The sequence below is a fragment of the Bacillus sp. AFS015802 genome (genome assembly GCF_002561455.1).
In the GTDB taxonomy this organism is placed as follows: domain Bacteria; phylum Bacillota; class Bacilli; order Bacillales; family Bacillaceae_B; genus Rossellomorea.
The window spans coordinates 68,570-89,387 of the sequence record NZ_NTUP01000001.1 but is presented as its reverse complement, the minus strand read 5'-3'; the positions used below and the strand labels follow the sequence as shown (position 1 = coordinate 89,387).

Sequence of the window (20,818 nt, the reverse complement as noted above, 5' to 3'; positions counted from 1 at the left end):
TACGACTAGGTCAGTCTAGCTTCATGGGTTCTTTTTTAAGGTGACTAAATGGGAATGAGAGTTGACAAAAAATTCATTCACTTTATAATTTTATAAAACCATCATCTCTGAAAGGAGTGAAAAATCCAGATGACGAGGATTGATAATAAAGAAAGATTGCTTAAGCTGATGAGTATTCTAAGAGAAGAAACGGACGAGGATCACGAATTGAACATGGATGACATCATTCTTCGTTTTAAGCAGACGTACGGTTCGGATCTGAAACTGAACAAAAATTCGCTGAAGGATGATTTGGATCACCTCATCCGGCAAGGTTTCGATGTCACGATCAATCAGGAAAAGGATGGACTGCCTAAATATTATAGCCATCAGTATCGGTTGTTTGAGTTATATGAACTTCGTATGCTGATCGATGCGGTGGTGTCTGCGAAATTCATCTCAAAGAAGGAAACCAAGCAGGTGACAGGAAAAATAAAGCAGCTGGCAAGTCAACAGCAAGGGAAGAAGTTACATAATGAAATCCAAATCGACTCTTCCATAAAAAGTGAGACCCCGTTCATTCGCCGCACCATCCATGATATTCATGAGGCCATCGCAGAACGTAAGGTGATTACATTCCAATATGGCAGATACGATGTCAACAAACAATTCAATCTTAGTCACGAAGGAAGGCTTTATAAGGTAAAACCATATGCTCTTGCCTGGGCGAATGATTTCTATTATCTTATTGCCTATTATTATGAAGCAGGCGAAATCCGCCACTACCGGGTGGATCGACTGCGGAATGTCCAAACCCTTGCTGAAACGTTTCCTTATGAAGCCTTTGATGTATCTAAGTACGTTCAATCGACCTTTCACATGTTTGCTGGAGATGAAGAGTGGATCAAGATCAAGTTTCATAATCACCTCATCAACGTGATGATCGATAAGTTTGGAAAAAATGTCAGTATCCAAAGGGACGGAGAAGATCATTTTATTTTATCAACGAAAGCGCGGGTGAGCACCGGTCTGGTAAACTGGATTTTCACGTTTGGAAGTCAGGCGAAAGTGATGTCTCCTCCTTCACTCGTAGAGACCGTCAAATCGGAAGTGAATAAACTGCATTCTTTATATCAGGATGAATGGTGAGCACCGTATCCCTTATCGGGGATCGGTGCTTTTTTTGGGGAGTTGAAAAAAAGTTAGAATAAAATGAACGAATTGTTTCTTCCGCCGTCTTATGTATGGAAATCAAAAGGAGGAAGAAAAAATGAACGAATTACAACAAGCTTTACAATCAATCAATTGGGGACTTATCGCTCCTGTCATCGTGATTCAATTCATACTCATGGTGGTGGCCGTGATCGATGTGATCCGTATTAAGTCGACGAATGGACCAAAATGGCTATGGGTACTGATCATCCTGTTCATTAATATTCTTGGGCCGGTCATCTACTTCATCTTTGGCAGGAGGAATAATGGATGAACGTTCTGGAAGTAGCTTCTTTAGAGAAGCGATATAAGGAAAAGCATGCGGTTAAAAACATATCCTTCAAGCTGAAGCAGGGTGCTTCTACAGCCCTGCTCGGTCCTAATGGTGCCGGGAAGACGACGACATTGAAGATGCTTGCCGGACTAATAAAGCCAACAGGGGGGAGGATCACAACAAGTGAACCTTCTAAAGATATCCGTGGAATGATCGGATACTTGCCTCAATATCCCTCTTTTTTTGAGTGGATGACGGGAAAGGAGTTTCTGATCTTCTCTGGTGAAATTTCAGGAATGACAAGAGGAAACTCACAACAGCGAGCGGATGAACTGATCACATTAGTGGGCTTACAAGATGGGAAGGGTCGGAAGATAGGTCAGTATTCAGGCGGGATGAAGCAGAGGCTTGGAATCGCTCAGGCCCTCATCCACAATCCTCGCCTGGTCATCCTGGATGAACCCGTATCCGCCCTGGATCCTTTTGGCAGAAGGGAAGTCCTGGAGTTGTTAAGGATGTTAAAGAAGGAAACAACGATTCTCTTTTCGACGCATATCTTGAATGACGCAGAACAAATATGTGATGAGGTGCTGTTCTTGCATGAAGGAAGACTGATTGAGCAGGGGGAGCTCCGGGAAGTGAAGGCAAGGCACCAAAGTTCAAGGTTGACCTTGCATTTTAGTGAAGACAGCAAAACATTCATTCCATTTTTAACAGAGAAAGACTGGATCCATGACATGATTTCTAACGGATATCAGCTCTCCTTTAAAGTGAGTGATCTGGACCGGGATCGGGCCAGGATCTTTGCTCTGATTTCTGAAAATGGGTGGGGCGTGACGAAGTTTGACAGCAGTGAGCAAAGTCTGGAAGAAGTCTTCATGGAGGTGGTGAAAGAGTGAGAATCGGGTGGGTATTATTCAAGAAAGAAATGCTTGAACTGATACGAAACTACAAAATAATCTGGATGCCGATCGTATTCATTCTGTTTGGATTGACTGAACCATTAACGGCCTATTACATGCCTGAGATACTACAATCATTCGGGGATCTACCCGAAGGCACTGTCATCTCCATTCCTACCCCCTCATCCGGTGAAGTGTTACTGTCCATTATGAGCCAATTCAGTACCTTTGGGGTACTTGTCATTGTGTTAGGATTCATGGGAACGGTTGCGGGGGAAAGGAAAAGCGGCAACGCGGTCATGGTCCTTGTGAAACCTGTTCCTTATACATCCTATATTTTTTCCAAATGGTCAGCCGCACTGGTGCTTGTCTGGGTATCCTACAGCCTTGGGATGCTGTCTGGGTTGTATTACATCTACTTATTATTTGATGTCATCGACTTCCATACGTTCCTGCAGGGATTCCTGGTTTACGGTTTATGGCTGACCTTTATCATGACTCTGGTCATTTTCTTCAGTAGCTTAGTACGGACGCCGGGGCTAGCTGCCTTTTATACAATCGGATCGATCATGTTGATCACCTTCCTATCAGGATATATGACCAAAACGTTAAAATGGTCGCCGGGACAGCTGGCTAACTATATAAACGACTTGATCATCCAAGCCCGATGGACGGAAAACCTTACAGGAGCAATCATCCTCACCACGGCTCTATGTTTCACCATCCTCCTTATCACCCCGATCCTTTCCAGGAAAAAAGAACTGATTTGACGTCATGACGTCAAATCTTACTCATGAGGGAAGGACCTCATGAGTAATTGGAAAAGGATTTCATTGATTTATGTCGAATGGTGGTAGAAGAAGGAGGATGTTCAATGAAAGCCCCACGCTATGCGAATAAAGTGATCAAATTGATTCAACAAGCAAATAGCTTGGCTGAAAATAATCGACACACCAGCATCCAAAGTATCCATTTATTTATAGGAGCATCCCTTGTAAAGGAAGGAACATTAAAGGAGATGTATTACCTCGTTGAGCCCTGTGAGGTTGAATTCAAAAGATTGATAGAAACCCTTTCCCCTGAACCGTCTTCCGGTGTCAGGATCGAAGCTTTTTCCATGCCCTTATCTTCTCATGCATATAAAATTTGGTCTGCTTCAATGGATATTATGAAACGGTACAACCAAACTTTCCTAAATGAAGGGCATCTAATAAAGGCCTTTTTCTCGCTTCTTTCAGAACACCCACAGTTGAAACAGGGAATGGAGACCTTCCCAAAGGAAAGTATCATTCAATCTGTAGCCACTGCCAGGGATTTAACCGTAAACTTGTTGAATAAAGATTGGTCCTGTGAAGAAGATCCAAATGTTGAAATAAGCATTGTTCAAAGGATCGAGAAAGAGGGGTTTCTTAGCTGGGTTGAAAAACATTTTGGGGAAAGTTGGTTTGAAACACTAAGGAGTGCATTTGAATCATCGTCTGATACCATCCCGATTCTGAAAGCAGAAGAGAAAGGGAATTTGGTCGGGTTTGCAGCTTATGACGTATACATGAAAAAAAAGGGGATTTTCGGTCCGATGGGGGTACTGCCGACCACCCGTCATCAAGGAGTGGGCAAACGGCTCCTTTACGCTGCGTTACGTAACATGAAGGAGAAAGGATATATGTATGCCGTTTTAAAAGAAGCAGGACCCATTGAATTTTATGAGCGGACGTGCAGCGCTAAATTGATACCTTTGGAGAAAATCCAATGAGAAACCGTGTGGGGATCATCCTAATTGAAGATGGGAAAATAGCGGTCATTAAAAGAATAAGGGATGGATGCGTGTATTATGTGATTCCCGGGGGAGGCATGGAGAAGGGTGAAACAGAAATTCAAACGGCGATTCGGGAAGCCAGGGAAGAACTGGGGATCAGCGTCCGGGAGTTGAAAATCACGTTGACCTTCAAGCAAAATAGTACACATTCCTATTATTCTGTGGGAGAATATAGTGGTTTATTTGGTTCAGGTAATGGTGAAGAATACGATATCAGCAGGGATAAAGGAAAATATATTCCCTGCTGGATACCTATAGAGGAACTGCCCCGTATTCATTTGTATCCTCAAGAAGTAAAACACTATCTATTACAGGAAAAGGCAGGTGGTCAAGAAGATGATGCTCAACGAGACAGGCCTCGTTCTTGAAGGTGGCGGAATGAGGGGGATCTATACGGCGGGGGCGCTGGAATTTTTCTTGGAAAAGGGTATTGAATTCCCTTACGTCATAGGGGTTTCTGCAGGTGCATGTAATGCTGCATCCTATTTATCCAAGCAAAATGGCCGCAACAAGAAAGTGAATGTGGACTTCATCCGGGACCCTAAATACTTATCATGGCGTAATTACTGGAAAACGGGCGAATTATTTGGAATGGATTATGTCTTTGATGAAATCCCCAATAAACTGGTCCCTTTCGATTACAAAGCCTTTCATTCCAACGGAGCGGAATTTGTAGTCGGGACCACGGATTGTCATACAGGGAAACCCGCCTATTTCTCTAGAAGTGACTATGGAGAAGATCTTCTTACCATTATTCGCGCATCAAGCTCTCTTCCATTTGTAGCTCCGGTCGTTGAATTTGCATCCCGCCACCTTCTTGACGGGGGAATAAGCGACCCGGTACCCATCGATAAAGCCGAGAGGGACGGATTCAGTAGAAATGTCGTCATTTTGACGCGGAATAGGGGATATTATAAAAAGCCTTCAAGGTTTTCTTTCCTTGTTAGAAGAAAATATCCTCAATACCCGGAGCTGCACAAAACATTGATGAATCGTTATATTCGATACAATCAAACAATCAATGAAATTGAAAGAAAAGAAAAAAATGGGGAAGTGTTGGTCATCCAGCCGCAGCATCCCCTGAAAGTAAGCAGGATTGAAAAAAATCCCCAAAAACTGGACGAATTGTACTGGCAGGGCTATCATGACGCAGAATCAAAGATGAAACAGCTGCTCGAATGGAACCGTTCAGGTACGCTGGTCCATTCTTAAAGTAAGCGCGAGGGATAAGCAGACTCTCTTGTTCATGAGAACTCTGTTTATCCTTCGCGTTTTCCTTTCCAGATGGTCTTTTCCCGTATTTTTCACATACATATGATAGAGATTCCTCGAAAGGACGAGCATTTCATGAACCTCTATCAAATATACAAAAATGAACAATATACGTTGCTTTTCAGAAGTGTCATGTACTTTCTCATTGGTGTAGGGATGCTTGTCGTGACCCAGCAATTATATTATTTTCCCCTGTTGATCTTCATCCCTGCATGTTCAAATCTTTATCTCAGCTTTAGCATAAAGAAGGAACTAAAGAAAGCAAACCGGCTATTTTATGAAGTAATGCCTGTATCCGAACATTCCCTTGTAGGTGTCCAAACAAAACAAGGCTTCTATTACCTGAAAACAAACGGCTGGTCCCACTATTTCGTTCAACGTACATCCATGATCAATAATCCGAAACAATACTTGTTTCATAGAAAGCACAAAGGGCCATTGTCATTCTCAAAGTGGAGCAGAACCATAAAAATCGATCATCCAAAGACGAGGATGATGTTTCATTTGAAATATCAGAGTGCAACCGCTATCGAATGGCAGAGTGAAGGAGGGGACACCATCCTCCTCTATAAAGGAAATAAGAGATGGATCTTGAACTTTAAAGGGAAAAATTATCTCTCCTTACAAAAAGGGTATCTTCCCCAAAGTGTTCAACGGCTCTTCGACTCCCACCACAGTTACGTATCATTTTATGAAACGTATAGTGAGGATGTGGATTGGCTCCTCATCTTCCTATGGTATGTAGACAGTGATTATTTTCTCACATCGTAGTAAATCCTTTCGGGCATATTAAAAGGGAAAATGATGGAGGTGCTACTAAGATGAATGCTGACTACAAATCATGTCTAACAGCTTTAGATCGGTGCAAGGAAGCATGTAATGTGTGCTATCATGCATCACTGAAGGAAGAAAAACCAATGATGAGGTGTATAGAACTTGACCGGGAATGCGCAGATATTTGTTCGTATACAATCAATGCCATCCAGCGGAGCAGTAAGTTCGTTCAACAAATTCTCACCCTCTGTGCAGAAATCTGTGACGCGTGTGGAACAGAATGCAATTCTCATGACCAAAGGCATTGTAAGGACTGTGCAAAAGCCTGTTTCGATTGTGCGGAAGAATGCAGAAGGCTACTGGTATAATTTCGAGGAGAATGCTTCTACTAAAGTAAAGGCATTCTTGCATCTTTCGATTTGAAGTCAGTCACAAAGAAGTGTTTCCACTCTTGCTGGAGTACTATGAATAAATTTTCAGATCTTTTAACATGCTTTCTGTCATGAAACTATGATAGAATAATGATAATCGAATAGGTTTCCTTCGGGGCAGGGTGAAATTCCCTACCGGCGGTGATGAGCGCATGCTCTTAAGTCCGTGACCCGGCTGACGAATGTTAGACGGTGGATTTGGTGAAACTCCAAAGCCGACAGTGATAGTCTGGATGGGAGAAGGAACGGCAGTATTTGCTTGACGGGTGCAGTCTATCTTTATTTAGTTATGGATATTGCACGTCCAAAAAAGGTCAGGTGAATACTTTATTTAGTCATGCCAACTTCCCCCAAGTAGAAACGTTACTTGGGGTTTCTTTATTTCTGAATAGTATGCTGGAAAAGAAAGGAGGTACATCAATTGGAGGATAATCATTATATGAAGCTTGCGCTAACAATGGCGGAGTCCACTCAAGGCCAGACCTCACCAAATCCTATGGTAGGGGCTGTCGTGGTCAAAAATGGAGAAATCGTCGGGATGGGTGCCCACCTCAAAGCGGGAGAAGGCCATGCAGAAGTGAATGCCATAAAGATGGCAGGAAACAAAGCGGAAGGAAGCGATGTTTACGTTACCCTTGAGCCTTGTTCCCACCACGGGAAAACACCTCCATGCTCCGGGCTGCTCATTTCAAGCGGAGTCAAGAGAGTCCATATTGCAACCCGGGATCCAAACCCCGTTGTGGCTGGAAGAGGGATTCAGCAATTGAAGGATGCAGGCATAGAAGTAATGGTCGGGGAGCTTGAAGAAGAAGCTCTCGAATTAAACAAGCATTTTTTCCATTTCATTCAATACGGCACTCCTTATGTAACCCTTAAAACTGCCGTTACATTGGACGGAAAAACAGCCACTGCTTCAGGAGACAGCAAATGGATAACGTCGGAAGCTTCACGCACAGATGTCCACTATGATCGTCACCGGCATGACGTGATATTAGTAGGAGTCAACACCGTCATTCAAGATAACCCACACCTTACCACCCGTTTGCCCCAAGGTGGAAAAAACCCCATTCGAGTCATATTAGATACCTTTTTACGAACACCTCTGCACTCCCATGTGGTGCAAGATGCCGAAGTGAGGACGATCATCTTCACAGGCAGTTCTGTCGATCAAAAGCAGAAGCAGCCTTATTTGGAATCAGGCTGTGAAATCATCACCCTTTCTGAAGAAAGGATAGACATTCACATAGTATTAAAAGAACTGGGAGCCAGGAATATCGGATCCCTTTATGTGGAAGGTGGAGCTGCCATTCATTCTACCTTTTTAAAGGAAAAAGCCTTTCAGGAATTGATTATGTATATGTCTCCGAGGCTTGTTGGCGGGAGCACTGCTTTCACAAGTTTTGGAGGAGAAGGGTTTCCATCCATTGCAGAGGGGATGGAAATGGAGATATCGAGCCTTGAACGTATAGGAAAGGATATCAAAATTGTAGCATCACCTAAAAGTGTACTTTTGTGAAAGGGGGAGAAGGATGTTCACTGGAATCATTGAAGAAATTGGAACAATCGAACATATGCAGAAATCTTCCTCTTCCATGGAACTGACGATTACTGCAAACCGTATCCTCGAAGATGTCCATATCGGGGACAGCATCAGTGTGAACGGGGTGTGTTTAACCGTCACTTCATTCACAAGCAGGAAGTTCCAGGTCGACGTGATGCCTGAAACATTCGAAGGCACAACACTTAGAAATCTGTCCCGTGGTTCTAGAGTGAACCTGGAGAGGGCAATGGCGGCAAACGGTCGTTTCGGAGGGCATTTCGTGAACGGGCATGTCGATGGAGTAGGGACGATCGTGAGAGTGGAGAAAGTCGAAAATGCATGGTATATGGATATTTCCATTCCGGAAAATCAGAGCCATTTGTTTATCATGAAAGGCTCTGTCGCAGTAGACGGAACTTCTCTAACTGTGTTTGGTGTGAAAAGTAATACCATTACGATTTCACTGATCCCTCAGACGAGAGGGGACACGGTTCTTGGTGAAAAGAAAGTGGGAGACTCTGTCAATATTGAATGTGACGTAATGGCGAAGTATTTTCACCGCTTCTATGAAGCGAAGGAACAAACGAAGAGCAGTTCGAGCAGTATCAGCTATGAATTCTTAACTCAAAATGGATTCGCTGACTAATAGGGAGGGATTGGCCCATGTTTCATAAGATTGAAGAAGCTCTTGAAGATTTACAAGCAGGTAAAGTCGTCATCGTGGTGGACGATGAAAACCGCGAGAATGAGGGGGACTTTATTGCCCTGGCAGACAAAGCGACTCCTGAAGTCATCAATTTTATGGCTAAAGAAGGACGAGGCTTGATTTGTGCCCCGATAACAGAAGAAATTGCACAAAAACTTAAGCTTTCACCCATGACCATGTCAAATACAGATCCCCATGGAACGGCCTTTACCATTTCTGTCGATCATAAATCCGCCACCACCGGGATTAGTGCATTTGAAAGATCGACCACCATACAGGAATTGTTGAACCCGGTTTCTGTGCCCGAGGATTTTAAAAGACCTGGTCACGTATTCCCCCTTGTTGCCAAAAAAGGCGGGGTACTGAAACGGGCAGGACATACCGAGGCTGCCATCGATTTGGCTGTTCTGTCAGGTTCACATCCATCAGGCGTCATTTGTGAAATCATGAATGAAGACGGTACGATGGCAAGGGTACCTGAATTGATGAAACTGGCTGATAGATGGGATCTTAAGATCATCTCCATCGAGGACCTGATCAGATACAGACGCAAAAAAGAAAAGCTTGTGACCAGGGAAGTGGAAATTGAACTACCAACCGAATTCGGGAACTTCAAAGCGGTTGCGTACACAGAAGACCTTACGGGGAAAGAGCATATAGCCCTTGTAAAGGGGGAGTGGTCAGAGGATGAGGACGTGCTCGTGCGGGTACATTCCGAATGCCTGACAGGGGATGTGTTCGGATCCAATCGCTGTGATTGCGGACCCCAGCTTGCGACGGCACTGACTCAAATAGAAGAAGAAGGAAAAGGTGTTCTTCTCTATATGAGGCAGGAAGGCCGCGGGATTGGCCTGATTAATAAATTGAAAGCTTATAAGCTCCAGGAACAGGGCTTTGATACGGTCGAAGCCAATCACAAATTGGGCTTTGGCGCAGATTTGCGGGAGTATGGAATCGGTGCACAAATACTTAGAGACCTGAATATCAAGAGTATTCGCCTGCTCACCAACAATCCAAGAAAGATTGCCGGAATAAATGGATATGGATTGGAAATCGTGGACCGGGTGCCGATTCAACTTCCGGCCAAATTCGAAAACGAAAAGTATTTGAAAACAAAGCAGGCCAAGCTAGGACATTTACTTAAATTCTAATGAGGAGGAATATACAATGAAAACAATTTATGAAGGTAATTTAGTCGGATCAGGATTAAGGGTCGCAATTGTCGTTTCACGTTTCAATGAGTTCATTACATCAAAACTTCTGGGTGGGGCGGAAGATGCATTAAAGCGCCACGGTGTTGAAGAGGAAAATGTTTCTGTCACTTGGGTCCCGGGTGCATTTGAAATTCCCATGATCGCCAAAAAACTTGCCCGTTCAGGGAAATATGATGCCGTTGTTACACTTGGAACGGTCATCCGCGGAGCAACCGCTCACTTTGAATACGTAAGCGGAGAGGTTGCAAAAGGAGTGGCCAATCTAAGCCTTCAGGAAGATGTACCCGTCATCTTTGGAGTACTGACAACAGATACAATCGAACAGGCAATCGAAAGAGCCGGCACAAAGGCCGGGAACAAAGGATGGGAAGCAGCGGTTTCAGCCATCGAAATGGCCAACCTGATCCGTGAAATCGATAAATAAAATGGTTTTGAGAAGTCTCCTTTTATGGGAGGCTTTTTTTTTGGAGGGAGAGACCTTTAAAGGGGCTCTTAGTTAGGAGTCATCCTGTAAGGGAAGGGTGTGAGATGGGGTTATTTGTAATTTGGCTGAATTTTTCACCAAAGCGGCTGGATTCCTGGTGATTTCGGATTGATTATTCCAGAAAACGTCCGGATTTCTCCCAAAAGCCGCTTGATTTCCAAACATTCCGGCCGGATTTTCCACAAAAAGGGGGGGCACCCGCCTCCAAGAGCCGCTGGATTCTTCCACTTTTCAAACCGATCCCTAAGAAACAAACGTTAAACCCGCCACACACCCATCAAAATACATATTGGCAAACGTCAGACCTTTTGCTAAAATTATATTTTGTGGCTCCCCCTTTATAAGGGATGGAGCGGGTAGGGAGAGGGCAGTTTTATAGGAAGATTATAATATGAAAGCACGTGGAGGTATTTTTCAGTTAAAGGATCATGGTACCACGATGAAGCAGGAGATGATGGCAGGTGCGATCGGTTATTTTACGATTGTCTACATCATCGCTGTGAATGCTTTAATTCTTTCTGAAGCTGGAATTCCATTTGAAGGAGCGGTCATGGCCACCATTCTTGCTTCCTTCGTTGGGTGTTTGGTGATGGCCTTTTGGGCGAATGCACCAATCCTTCTGGTTCCAGGCATGGGGATTAATGCGATGTTTACATTCACCCTTGTAAAGTCATCGGGCTTATCGTGGCAGGAAGCTTTAGCTGTCGTAGTGATTTCAGGAATACTCTTTATGATCATTGCATTTACGAAGCTATCAAAAGTATTATCGGAAGCCATTCCCAAAACATTAAAAGAAGCCATCACGGTAGGATTAGGGATGTTCCTAATGTTTATCGGTCTTGAAAAAGGGGGTCTCATCCAAAGAGGGGATAGTGCCATCATCATGATCGGTGATTTTGGGGAGCTGAAGGTGTTGGCCACGGTTCTGACATTCCTGGTAACGATTTTTCTTTTCATACGCAATGTAAAAGGTCAATTTTTGTGGAGTATCGCCTTTGGGACAGTGCTTGGATTCATCTTAGGAATCGAGCCATCCATTCAATCAAGCTCTTTCCATTTGAGTGAATACAGCCAGGTTTTCGGTCAAATATCCTTTAGTGCCATTATGGAGATCCCGTTTTGGATTGCGGTTTTTTCAGTCACGATGGTGCTGGTATTTGAAAACATCGGTCTCGTCCATGGGCATACGGACATGATCGATCAACCGCATAAGTACTCCAAAGCCTTTCAAGCAAATGCTTTCTCAGCCTTCACATCAGGGTTCTTCGGCACGAGTCCGACAGTCTCTACGGTTGAAAGTGCTGCAGCCATGACGGCAGGCGGCCGGACTGGATTGACGAGCTTGACTACGGGAGTATTATTCCTTGGATCTGTGTTGTTCATTCCGTATTTAAAATGGATCCCGGATCATGCCATCGCCCCAATCCTCATCATCATCGGCGGCTTGATGATTCAAAATATACGGCATATGGATCTCCGTGATCTGACAGAGGCGTTTCCGGCCATTTTCATCATCGCGATGATTCCGTTTACGTACAGTATCGCAGATGGGATCGCCATCGGCTTTATCTTGTATCCGGTTCTGAAATTGGCTACCGGGAAGGCGCGGGAAGTATCCATTCCTCTATATATCATTGCTGCATTGTTTCTGATGAACTTCTTTGTTCATTCGATTCATTAAAGCTCTAAAGGACTCGAGTGGAGTTGCGCATCAACATGATTTACATCGTGTTGATGGGCCATCTGCTTGGGTTTTTTTATATTCATGTTGACAAAGAAAGTCACTTCCTTAAGCATAAGCACAAACCGTTTCTTCCCCTGTAATGTTTTACAACTACTGCCAAATTACATGGACTTTCCACATATTTCTTGTTATTATTTAAGTAAAATATGAATCTTTTTGACTATCATTATATATGTTGATTAGGGATAAAGCAGGAGTGATCTTGATGGAAGTATTTGTAGCCAGGCAGCCTATTTTTGATCGCAATCAAGAAGCGGTGGCGTATGAACTTCTTTACAGAAACAATGAAATCAATATGTTTCCTAATATCGACGGGGACCAGGCAACCGCGGACGTCATCATAAACAGTTATTTGAATATCGGGCTTGAAAGCCTTTCAGCCGGTAAGCCTTGTTTTATTAATTTTACAGAGAATCTTCTTAAGCTGAGAGTTCCGACATACTTTAATCCCCGGGAGATTGTCGTGGAGATTCTCGAGAGCGTGATTCCGGGGCAGGAAGTGCTAACGGTCTGCCGGGAGTTAAAAGACTTGGGCTATAAGATCGCATTAGACGATTTTGTATTTACTGAATCGAATCCATATTGCCGGGAATTGATGAAACTTGCGGATTATGTGAAGGTCGATTTCATGAATACAACTGAAAGCGAGCGGGGAAGTATAGAAGTGCTATCCAATTTATTAGGGTACAGGCTTCTTGCAGAAAAAGTGGAGACAGAGGGCGATTATGAAGAAGCGAACAAGAAGGGATATCACTTCTTTCAGGGCTATTTCTTCAGTAAGCCTAAAATCATTGCGACCCATGATGTCCCGACGTACTTTCATTCCTATTATTCCATCATACAAAGCCTTGAAATGAATGAACCGAGCATTGACAGGATCAGTCAATTGATCGAACAGGACCTCTCCCTTTCGTATAAATTGCTGAAATTAATCAACTCCCCCGCTTACCGTCCCAAACATAAGATTCATTCCATCCGCCAGGCCATCGTTCTTTTAGGCCTTCTGGAAATCAAGAGATGGATCTATGTTTTGGCTGTCAGGGAGCAAGTGGGGAAGAGAAGGCAACTGGAAAACGAAGTGATTACATTATGTTTGACGAGGGCTAAAATGTGTGAGTTGCTGGCAGAAAAACATCATCGCGCCTCTTTGAAATCAAGTTATTTCCTGACAGGAATGTTTTCCTTGATGGACACCATCCTTTCCATGCCGATTGACCGCATCCTGAAGGATTTGCCTTTGAATGACGATATCTGCAGTGCTCTGACGGGTTCCCGGAACGATTTGAAGGATATACTTGAACTCGTGATCTCCATTGAAAAGGCGGATTGGTCAGACCTCGAAGAGAAAATGAGAGAATTAAAGTTAAACAAAAAGGAAGTGATGGAAAGTTACCATCAATTCTGCAAGTGGACAGAAGAGCTTCTGAGCCATGAAGTGACCGAGTTGACATGAGCATCTACCAGACAGGTTTGTATTCCCCCGGGGTAAGATATTTTCTCTGGGGTTTTATATACCGTTTCAATTCCATGAGAAGAAGGCGTTGCAAATGTTTTGAGGATATTAGCTCCGCAACGTCTGCAGGGAACGGATAGATTCCGATGGCATTGAACCTCACTCGAAAGAGACCTTCACATATGAGGTCTTTTTTGTTGTTGTAAATCCGGGCAAACACCGTCACATCCCTGGACTGGTATTCATCGCCCGATTCTTCCACCTTATGGACTTGAAAACGAAAACGGTATTCTTCCTTCATGATCATCACCACTTTCATTGTCTCGAAATGAAAGAGATAATTCAACTATGAACCTCTTTATATCGATAAATACGGGGAAGATGATTGCGTAAATGGCTTGTTTGTGGCAAGCTAAGACTATTATGAATAGTTTACTAGTAAATTTACCGTGGAGGGATTCACGTTGGACTTGAATCTAATTAAATGTCATGGATCTGGAAATGACTTTTTACTAATTGATGAAATGACGAATGGATATGATTTTACAGAAGAAGCCAGACAAAATCTTGCCCTCGCACTTTGCGACCGCAAATCGGGTCTCGGGGCAGACGGCATCCTATTTGTATTATCAAGCGATCATTGTGATGCCCGGATGCGTGTCTTCAACGCCGATGGTTCAGAGGCATCCATGTGTGGAAACGGCCTGCGGTGCGTTGGACGTTACGTATGTGAGCTTTTGGACAAAGAGACCATCCTGGTTCAAACGATGAAAGCGGATCTCCGTGTGTCATCACAGGAACCGATTTTTGAAAACATTCCGACATACAATGTTGAAATTTCCCCTGTCCTGTTTGAATTGGATCAACTCCCGATGAACATGGAACGTGAAACATTGTTGAACGAGAGCATCCCGGAAATTTCGGACCGCATAACTTTTTCTGCTTTGGCAGTACCGAACCCTCATCTGATCAGTGTCGTGGGTACAGAGCATATCCTCTCGAATGAGCAGAAGACCATTGCTGAAACAGTGAATGGACCGAATAATCTGTTTCCCGATGGAGTCAATGTCAGTTTCGTACACCCATTGGAAAAGGGGGCCATCTACGTCCGGACGTTCGAAAGGGGTGTGGGCTTCACCAATGCATGCGGGACTGCCATGTCGGCTTCAAGTCTTGTAACATGCCTGTTGCAGCAGAATGAATTTGGCAGGGAAATCGATGTTTACAACAACGGCGGGAAAGTCCGTGTCGTTGTGAACGAACTGGGTGAAGGGCAATATAATATGGAGCTGATTGGTAATGCAACTTATCTTTATCAATCGCGAATCGAATTGTCCCTCTCACATCCAGAGAAGTACCACGAAGTGTCACGACAGGACTTCACGGAAGAAAGTACGTACGAATTGTTACAAAACCATGCGAAATCAATCGTCGAAAATAAAGTGTTCATGAGTGCTTAATAACTGAAGAAAAGACTGAAGAGGGTCCCCTCATATTTTCCGGGAACCCTCTTTTTTCGTTTTGGATCGGGTTTTCAAAAAATCAATCACTTTGTCAAATGGCTGAAAATCTTTCGCCCGTTCAAAACCACTGAACGGGCATCCCATCTGCTGGAATCTTTTTAAGACTGAGTCGATGGTAAAGAGTTCAGGGTGAAGATCATCATTCACTTCAGACCACCAAAGGGGAGTGGCGACCAAAGCCTTTTCATTCCCCCTTAATGAATATGGAGCGATGATGGTTTTACCTTCTCCATGTTGGATATAATCCACGTAAAGCCTCTCTTTCCGGTTCTTCTTTAAGCGCTCGATCGTGAAATCCTCAGGATAGTTCGTTACAAGGTAGTGAGCGATGAATTCAGTAAATAACCCGGTATCCTCCCATGTGTAGCCGGGAGGAAGGGGGATGTACACCTGCAGACCTTTATTACCCGACGTCTTAACAAAACTCTGCAGGTTCAATCGGTCAAATAGCCCCTTCATAATCGTCGCTGCTTTAACGGCAAGTCGGAAATGGTCTCTGCCCGGGGGATCTAAGTCAAAGACCACTTCATTGACGTATGTCTCTTTTGCTTTCTGAAAGGGAACATGGAATTCCAGTGCCAGCTGATTACCGAGCCATATCAACGTTTCCAGGTTGTTACAGAGGGTGTACTCGGTATCTTCCCCTTTGTAGGTTTCTACGAATTCAGGAGAATAATCAGGGGTGTTTTTTTGATAAAAGGACTCACCGAATAGCCCGTGTGGGAACCGGATACAGGTTAAGGGCCGGTCTTTCAAAAAAGGTATGATCACAACAGACATCTTTCGGAGGAATCGGATATAATCGAGCTTGGTCATGGAAACATCTTGAAACAATTCCTTCTCCGGATGAGTGATGTCCACACTCGCGGGAAGAGAGGCCTCATCGATTTTAAATTGATCAAAGGTGCAGGCTTCCGGTGGGGTTGAGAATAGGAATTGTTTAAAATGCGGTTCGCGAAGCTTTCCCTCATGCCAATTCAAATACAAAATCTTTACAGTGATTGCCGGATTTATATAGTAAAGAGAGTTCTTCTTTTCTGTACTATTTTGTTTGATCGTTGCTTTCACTGTTTTTTTCTCCTCGGGAGAGAGACCAAAGTGAAATAAGCCAATCGGCATGATGTGTCCGCCATCAAATACAGCGATGTGAAAATAGTCATTCGCTTCATCCATCGCAGTGATAAAACATTGACAATGCTTCCAATTTTTGCTCTTGATCCAGTTCGTACTTCGTTTACCGACTTCCCATTTACTTCCGCTTCTCTTGGCGACAACTCCTTCCCCTTCTTCTTTTTCTACAAGCTCCCATACCCTCTTTGGATCTTTGAAAGAAGGAACCATCTGCAAGCTGGATGGGTGAGAGGGAGCGGGCTTTAACGGCAATTGAAGGAGGGAGAACACTTCCTTCAATTTCTCTTTTCTCGTAAGGTAAGGTTCGTCTACATATGATTTCTTCCCGAATTGCAGCAAGTCAAATGCAAGAAATGTAACGGGTCTTCTGGAGGCAGCCTTGAGGATCTTCTGCTCATTGCGCATTCTACCCCTCACCTGCAGCTCTAGGAACTCGGTGCTGAATGAAGAGCGCAATAACACAACCTCACCGTCAAGGATCAGAGGGAGGGGGAAGGCATATTCATTCAGTAACGTGCGAATGTACTCCTTGATTTCAGGGAAGTGGGGGAGCAGATCTTTCCCATTCCGGCTTTGCAGGCTTATTTGATCGTTGGATTGAACGGTGAGCATTCCCCGAAATCCATCGTATTTCACTTCATAAAGCCAGTCTTCATCTGAGGGAAGTTCATGTCGTAGTACAGGGAGCATCGGTTTCATAGGAATCACCTTGATTTTTAGTAGTAGTGTGTCCGCTTCGCAGCTGAATTATTTCCAAATGTTTAAGGGGATGAAGAGAGTTTGGGAACTAAATGATATGGATAAGGGATTAGTTTATGTAAAGGAGGGTATTGAAAGATATGCATACCATTTGGAAGGGGTCCATCAGTTTTGGACTGGTGAACATCCCCATAAAACTACATTCTGCAACAGAAGACCGGGATATCAAGCTTCGTTCGCTTCACAAAGAATGTCATACTCCCATTAAATACGAAAAAGTGTGCCCTGCTTGCGAAAAAGAATTGGAGCAATCCGATATAGTGAAAGGGTATGAAGTGACAAAAGGGAAATTTGTCGTGCTTGAAGATGAGGAACTAAAAGGTTTGAAGGAAGCAAGCGATGACAAGGCTGTGGAAATCGTTGACTTCATCAAAATGGAGGAAATCGATCCGATTTTTTTTGATCGAACTTATTTTGTTTCCCCTAATGAAGGCGGGAAGAAAGCATATTCCCTCTTGCGAAAAGCCCTCAAGGAATCAGGGAAAGTAGGGATCGCCAAAATCACGATGCGATCGAAGGAACAGCTTTCCATCGTCCGTGTGTATGAAGAGACCCTTGTCATGGAGACCATTCATTATCCCGATGAGGTGAGGGGAACCGGAGATGTCCCGAATGTTCCTGAAGGTGATGAAATCACGGAAAAGGAACTGAAGACCGCTACGATGCTCATCGATCAACTGACGACCGAATTCCAGCCGGAGAATTACAAGGATCAGTATCGTGAACGATTAAGCCAATTGATCGAGTCTAAGCAAACAGGGGAAAAGATGGTCACATCCAAAGAAAAAGCACCGAAAGAGAATGTGACGGATTTAATGGCGGCGCTACAAGCATCGATTGATTCGTCCAAGCCCAAAAAGGCAAAGAAACCAACTAAAAAGAAAGCGACTTCAAAGAAAAAAGCACAATAGAAGCCGTGTGTAAGGAGAGAGGGAGAGGTCTTGAAGGAGAAACACATGAAACAAGGCGTCTTTGTCGCCGTATCCCTGTTGTGTTTGAGTGTATTCACCTGGGGATTTGTATCGATTGTAGAAGAATGGAAAGAAAATGAAATCGCCCGATTTGACGATGGGGTATTCGATATCGTCAGGGGGACGATTTCACCCAAGTTGACGGAGATCATGACTTCCATTACTTTTTTAGGGGGAATTAAGGGAATCACCATATTCACAATCACCGTCGTCGTCATCCTTTTATTTATGAAAAAGTACCCACTTGCTTTATTCGTAGCCATCACCATCCTGACAGGAGCCGGATTTAACGGGCTTTTAAAATGGATCTTCAAACGTGATCGCCCGGATATTGAAGCATTGATCCAACAGGGAGGCTACAGTTTCCCCAGTGGCCATTCCATGAGTTCATTCATATTCTACGGTTCACTGGCCTTCATTTTGTTCCGCGCATTGGATCATAAACGGTATAAGTGGGGGAGCGTGATCATGGTTGGGATCCTTGTTTTATTGATCGGAATTAGCAGGGTATATCTCGGGGTGCATTATCCAAGTGACATCCTGGGTGGATTTACAGCAGGCGGCGCATGGCTGACCCTTTGCATCACGATTTATATGTATTTCTACAAACGCAAGCATTGGAAAGAAGAAGAGAATTAGTAATTAAAATACGCTCAGGTATTCATGTGGGTAAGCAATCTTTTCTGTTGACTTTTCATTTTAAAGAGATTACAATGATATTGAAAATCATTCTCATTAAACAAAAGAGTTCCCCCTCTTTCATATAGAGAGAATGGTTCATGACAACCCCCTTTTATTAGATGAAGAAGACAGGCGTGAAGCATATGCTTCACGCCTGTCTTTTTCTTGCATTTCGTAACTTCCTGTCGTAAATTGTTAAAGGATGTTTATTTAAAGGAGGGATAAAGGGAAGTGAATCATAAAGAGGATAAGCGTTTTCGAATTGCCAACCACGAAGCATTAATTGGAGTTGCCCTCGTTCTTATAAATTTTTTATGGTGGTATGGTTTTGCATTTGGACTCGGTGGGCAGCCGGTTTCCGATTATGATTGGATTCTCGGGATGCCCGCATGGTTCTTTTACAGCTGCATCTTGGGATTTCTACTTATGGTCTTTTTAGTGATCGTTGTTGTGAGATACTTTCTGACTGATATTCCTTTTGATGTTGAGGAGGATGATCATGAATAGTATGGCATTGATTCCCCTCTTTGCCTTTTTGGTTTTGATTTTCTTAGTGGGGGTTTATACGGCTAGAAGTGTAAGCCGATCAGACTCGTTTGTACAGGAATATTTTCTCGGGAGCCGGCAGCTCGGAGGGTTTATCCTGGCGATGACGATGGTTGCGACATACGGAAGTGCCAGCAGCTTCATCGGTGGTCCGGGTGCTGCATATACATATGGGTTATCATGGGTGCTTCTTGCCATGAGCCAGGTGGTGACAGGATACTTTGTTCTCCTTGTACTGGGTAAAAAGTTTGCCATCATGTCCAGGAAATATAAAGCCGTTACCTTGATTGATTATTTACAGGGACGATACGGTAGCAACAAGATTACCATCCTGTCTGCAGTCAGTATCATCTTGTTCTTGTTTTCTGCGATGATTGCCCAGTGGGTAGGGGGCGCCAGGCTCATTGAATCATTGACAGGACTAAGCTATGAAGCGGCTCTATTCCTTTTTGCCGTATCCGTTCTTGTCTATGTGGTCATCGGAGGTTTCCGCGCGGTTGCGATCACCGATGCAGTACAGGGCGTTGTCATGCTTGGAGGTACCATCATCCTGCTCATCGCCACCATCATGGCCGGCGGGGGGATGGAAAAAATCATGCTGGAGTTGCAGGCTGAAAACCCCAATTTAATAAGTCCTCATGGGCCGAACGGTGAGCTGAGCGCAAGGTATATTTCATCGTTTTGGATCTTGGTCGGAGTGGGGGTCGTAGGACTTCCCCAAGTAGCGGTCCGGGCCATGAGCTATAAAAATTCCCGTTCCCTGCACAGGGCCTTGATAATCGGTACGATCGTCGTTGGCTCGATCATGCTTGGCATGCATCTCATCGGTGTTCTGGCAAGAGTCGTGGTCCCGGGAATCGAAGTAGCGGATAAAGTCATGCCACTCCTTGCGCTTGAGGTGCTTCCCCCGTGGCTTGCTGGAATTGTACTGGCAGCTCCAATGGCAGCCATCATGTCGACAGTGGATTCTTTGTTGTTGATTGTATCATCTGCAATCGTGAAAGATGTTTATATGAACTTCATCAATAAGGATGCCAAGGAAAAACAGATTAAGAAGATCAGTCTTTGGGTGACGAGTGTAACCGGGATACTTGTATTTCTTATGGCATTGAGTCCGCCTGAATTGATCATATGGCTTAATTTATTTTCTTTCGGAGGCCTTGAAGCCGTTTTTATTTGGCCGATCGTACTCGGGCTTTACTGGAAAAGGGGGAATGGGCATGGTGCGTTGGCATCAATGATTTCCGGCCTTGTCTCGTATATTTTATTCCACAGCTTTGCGCCGGACTTTCTGGATATGCATACAGTGGTCTTTCCGATCCTCCTATCACTATTCGTATACGTATTGGTATCATTGGCCACACAATCGAAACATCAGCCGGATGGATGGGTTTAACCCATCCGTT

At 44.0% G+C, this 20,818-nt stretch carries 22 protein-coding genes and 1 riboswitch; of the genes, 20 read left to right on the top strand and 2 right to left on the bottom strand.

All coding sequences use genetic code 11. The features are described 5' to 3' along the window. Positions 1–129: 129 nt before the first annotated feature. The 15 genes from CN378_RS00470 to CN378_RS00395 all read left to right on the top strand — a co-directional run bounded on the left by CN378_RS00470 (position 130) and on the right by CN378_RS00395 (position 13,801). Positions 130–1,128 (top strand): helix-turn-helix transcriptional regulator, encoded by a 999-nt coding sequence (locus CN378_RS00470; protein WP_098349970.1) that lies wholly within the window; start codon positions 130–132, stop codon positions 1,126–1,128. A gap of 121 nt (positions 1,129–1,249) precedes the next feature. Then, positions 1,250–1,465, top strand: coding sequence for a PLD nuclease N-terminal domain-containing protein (locus CN378_RS00465; RefSeq protein WP_098349969.1), 216 nt, complete (start codon positions 1,250–1,252; stop codon positions 1,463–1,465). Continuing rightward, a complete protein-coding gene (locus tag CN378_RS00460) occupies positions 1,462–2,364 on the top strand; it encodes an ABC transporter ATP-binding protein (protein WP_098349968.1) in 903 nt (300 codons plus the stop codon). The genes CN378_RS00465 and CN378_RS00460 overlap by 4 nt, the downstream gene beginning before the upstream one ends. Beyond that, complete coding sequence (locus tag CN378_RS00455) at positions 2,361–3,137, top strand: ABC transporter permease (protein ID WP_098349967.1); 777 nt, start codon at positions 2,361–2,363, stop codon at positions 3,135–3,137. The genes CN378_RS00460 and CN378_RS00455 overlap by 4 nt, the downstream gene beginning before the upstream one ends. Before the next feature lie 104 nt (positions 3,138–3,241). Beyond that, positions 3,242–4,120, top strand: a complete 879-nt coding sequence (locus CN378_RS00450; RefSeq protein WP_179884750.1) for a GNAT family N-acetyltransferase — start codon at positions 3,242–3,244, stop codon at positions 4,118–4,120. Next, the gene (locus CN378_RS00445) at positions 4,117–4,551 is read left to right on the top strand and encodes an NUDIX domain-containing protein (protein WP_098349965.1); all 435 of its coding nucleotides are present in this window, start codon (positions 4,117–4,119) and stop codon (positions 4,549–4,551) included. The genes CN378_RS00450 and CN378_RS00445 overlap by 4 nt, the downstream gene beginning before the upstream one ends. Next, entirely contained in the window at positions 4,523–5,395 is an 873-nt protein-coding gene (locus tag CN378_RS00440) for a patatin-like phospholipase family protein (protein WP_098349978.1), read from the top strand. The genes CN378_RS00445 and CN378_RS00440 overlap by 29 nt, the downstream gene beginning before the upstream one ends. Positions 5,396–5,530: 135 nt before the next feature. Next, positions 5,531–6,226 carry a hypothetical protein gene (locus tag CN378_RS00435; RefSeq protein WP_098349964.1) on the top strand — a complete coding sequence of 232 codons (696 nt, stop codon included), beginning with the start codon at positions 5,531–5,533 and terminating at the stop codon, positions 6,224–6,226. Between the two features lie 50 nt (positions 6,227–6,276). Further along, on the top strand, positions 6,277–6,597 hold the full coding sequence (locus tag CN378_RS00430; RefSeq protein WP_098349963.1) for a four-helix bundle copper-binding protein: 321 nt from the start codon (positions 6,277–6,279) through the stop codon (positions 6,595–6,597). A gap of 167 nt (positions 6,598–6,764) precedes the next feature. Further along, a riboswitch (FMN riboswitch) is annotated at positions 6,765–6,909 on the top strand. 190 nt (positions 6,910–7,099) lie between these two features. Next, complete coding sequence (gene ribD, locus CN378_RS00425) at positions 7,100–8,176, top strand: bifunctional diaminohydroxyphosphoribosylaminopyrimidine deaminase/5-amino-6-(5-phosphoribosylamino)uracil reductase RibD (protein WP_098349977.1); 1,077 nt, start codon at positions 7,100–7,102, stop codon at positions 8,174–8,176. 13 nt (positions 8,177–8,189) lie between these two features. Beyond that, positions 8,190–8,846, top strand: a complete 657-nt coding sequence (gene ribE / locus CN378_RS00420; protein WP_098349962.1) for a riboflavin synthase — start codon at positions 8,190–8,192, stop codon at positions 8,844–8,846. Between the two features lie 17 nt (positions 8,847–8,863). Continuing rightward, positions 8,864–10,057 carry a bifunctional 3,4-dihydroxy-2-butanone-4-phosphate synthase/GTP cyclohydrolase II gene (locus CN378_RS00415; RefSeq protein WP_098349961.1) on the top strand — a complete coding sequence of 398 codons (1,194 nt, stop codon included), beginning with the start codon at positions 8,864–8,866 and terminating at the stop codon, positions 10,055–10,057. A 16-nt stretch (positions 10,058–10,073) separates the two neighbouring features. After that, positions 10,074–10,544 carry a 6,7-dimethyl-8-ribityllumazine synthase gene (ribH, locus tag CN378_RS00410; RefSeq protein WP_034758721.1) on the top strand — a complete coding sequence of 157 codons (471 nt, stop codon included), beginning with the start codon at positions 10,074–10,076 and terminating at the stop codon, positions 10,542–10,544. A gap of 451 nt (positions 10,545–10,995) precedes the next feature. Then, positions 10,996–12,285 (top strand): NCS2 family permease, encoded by a 1,290-nt coding sequence (locus CN378_RS00400; protein WP_098349959.1) that lies wholly within the window; start codon positions 10,996–10,998, stop codon positions 12,283–12,285. 268 nt (positions 12,286–12,553) lie between these two features. Next, on the top strand, positions 12,554–13,801 hold the full coding sequence (locus CN378_RS00395; RefSeq protein ID WP_098349958.1) for an EAL and HDOD domain-containing protein: 1,248 nt from the start codon (positions 12,554–12,556) through the stop codon (positions 13,799–13,801). 4 nt (positions 13,802–13,805) lie between these two features. Here the strand turns inward: CN378_RS00395 and CN378_RS00390 are convergent, their stop codons facing one another. Then, positions 13,806–14,147: a hypothetical protein gene (locus CN378_RS00390; protein ID WP_098349957.1), complete on the bottom strand. Its 342-nt coding sequence runs from the start codon at positions 14,145–14,147 to the stop codon at positions 13,806–13,808. Between the two features lie 118 nt (positions 14,148–14,265). Between CN378_RS00390 and dapF the strand changes: the two genes are divergently transcribed. Then, on the top strand, positions 14,266–15,261 hold the full coding sequence (gene dapF, locus CN378_RS00385; RefSeq protein ID WP_098349956.1) for a diaminopimelate epimerase: 996 nt from the start codon (positions 14,266–14,268) through the stop codon (positions 15,259–15,261). A gap of 30 nt (positions 15,262–15,291) precedes the next feature. Here dapF and CN378_RS00380 read toward each other — a convergent pair whose 3' ends face one another. Continuing rightward, positions 15,292–17,154, bottom strand: a complete 1,863-nt coding sequence (locus CN378_RS00380; RefSeq protein WP_098349955.1) for a DNA ligase D — start codon at positions 17,152–17,154, stop codon at positions 15,292–15,294. Between the two features lie 140 nt (positions 17,155–17,294). On the opposite strand from CN378_RS00380, the gene ku reads away from it, so the two are divergent. The 4 genes from ku (at position 17,295) to panF (ending at position 20,808) form a co-directional block, all read left to right on the top strand. Further along, positions 17,295–18,125 (top strand): non-homologous end joining protein Ku, encoded by an 831-nt coding sequence (gene ku / locus CN378_RS00375; RefSeq protein WP_098349954.1) that lies wholly within the window; start codon positions 17,295–17,297, stop codon positions 18,123–18,125. 45 nt (positions 18,126–18,170) lie between these two features. Beyond that, positions 18,171–18,824 carry a phosphatase PAP2 family protein gene (locus CN378_RS00370; RefSeq protein WP_098349953.1) on the top strand — a complete coding sequence of 218 codons (654 nt, stop codon included), beginning with the start codon at positions 18,171–18,173 and terminating at the stop codon, positions 18,822–18,824. A 273-nt stretch (positions 18,825–19,097) separates the two neighbouring features. Beyond that, positions 19,098–19,373 (top strand): YhdT family protein, encoded by a 276-nt coding sequence (locus tag CN378_RS00365; protein WP_098349952.1) that lies wholly within the window; start codon positions 19,098–19,100, stop codon positions 19,371–19,373. After that, on the top strand, positions 19,366–20,808 hold the full coding sequence (gene panF, locus CN378_RS00360; RefSeq protein WP_098349951.1) for a sodium/pantothenate symporter: 1,443 nt from the start codon (positions 19,366–19,368) through the stop codon (positions 20,806–20,808). The genes CN378_RS00365 and panF overlap by 8 nt, the downstream gene beginning before the upstream one ends. Positions 20,809–20,818: the final 10 nt, after the last annotated feature.

Coding starts and splice junctions, on each gene's coding strand:
- CN378_RS00470 (WP_098349970.1), top strand. CDS start 130: ATGACGAGGATTGATAATAAAGAAAGATTGCTTAAGCTGATGAGTATT.
- CN378_RS00465 (WP_098349969.1), top strand. CDS start 1,250: ATGAACGAATTACAACAAGCTTTACAATCAATCAATTGGGGACTTATC.
- CN378_RS00460 (WP_098349968.1), top strand. CDS start 1,462: ATGAACGTTCTGGAAGTAGCTTCTTTAGAGAAGCGATATAAGGAAAAG.
- CN378_RS00450 (WP_179884750.1), top strand. CDS start 3,242: ATGAAAGCCCCACGCTATGCGAATAAAGTGATCAAATTGATTCAACAA.
- CN378_RS00445 (WP_098349965.1), top strand. CDS start 4,117: ATGAGAAACCGTGTGGGGATCATCCTAATTGAAGATGGGAAAATAGCG.
- CN378_RS00440 (WP_098349978.1), top strand. CDS start 4,523: ATGCTCAACGAGACAGGCCTCGTTCTTGAAGGTGGCGGAATGAGGGGG.
- CN378_RS00435 (WP_098349964.1), top strand. CDS start 5,531: ATGAACCTCTATCAAATATACAAAAATGAACAATATACGTTGCTTTTC.
- CN378_RS00430 (WP_098349963.1), top strand. CDS start 6,277: ATGAATGCTGACTACAAATCATGTCTAACAGCTTTAGATCGGTGCAAG.
- ribD (WP_098349977.1), top strand. CDS start 7,100: ATGAAGCTTGCGCTAACAATGGCGGAGTCCACTCAAGGCCAGACCTCA.
- ribE (WP_098349962.1), top strand. CDS start 8,190: ATGTTCACTGGAATCATTGAAGAAATTGGAACAATCGAACATATGCAG.
- CN378_RS00415 (WP_098349961.1), top strand. CDS start 8,864: ATGTTTCATAAGATTGAAGAAGCTCTTGAAGATTTACAAGCAGGTAAA.
- ribH (WP_034758721.1), top strand. CDS start 10,074: ATGAAAACAATTTATGAAGGTAATTTAGTCGGATCAGGATTAAGGGTC.
- CN378_RS00400 (WP_098349959.1), top strand. CDS start 10,996: ATGAAAGCACGTGGAGGTATTTTTCAGTTAAAGGATCATGGTACCACG.
- CN378_RS00395 (WP_098349958.1), top strand. CDS start 12,554: ATGGAAGTATTTGTAGCCAGGCAGCCTATTTTTGATCGCAATCAAGAA.
- CN378_RS00380 (WP_098349955.1), bottom strand. CDS start 17,154: ATGAAACCGATGCTCCCTGTACTACGACATGAACTTCCCTCAGATGAA.
- ku (WP_098349954.1), top strand. CDS start 17,295: ATGCATACCATTTGGAAGGGGTCCATCAGTTTTGGACTGGTGAACATC.
- CN378_RS00370 (WP_098349953.1), top strand. CDS start 18,171: ATGAAACAAGGCGTCTTTGTCGCCGTATCCCTGTTGTGTTTGAGTGTA.
- panF (WP_098349951.1), top strand. CDS start 19,366: ATGAATAGTATGGCATTGATTCCCCTCTTTGCCTTTTTGGTTTTGATT.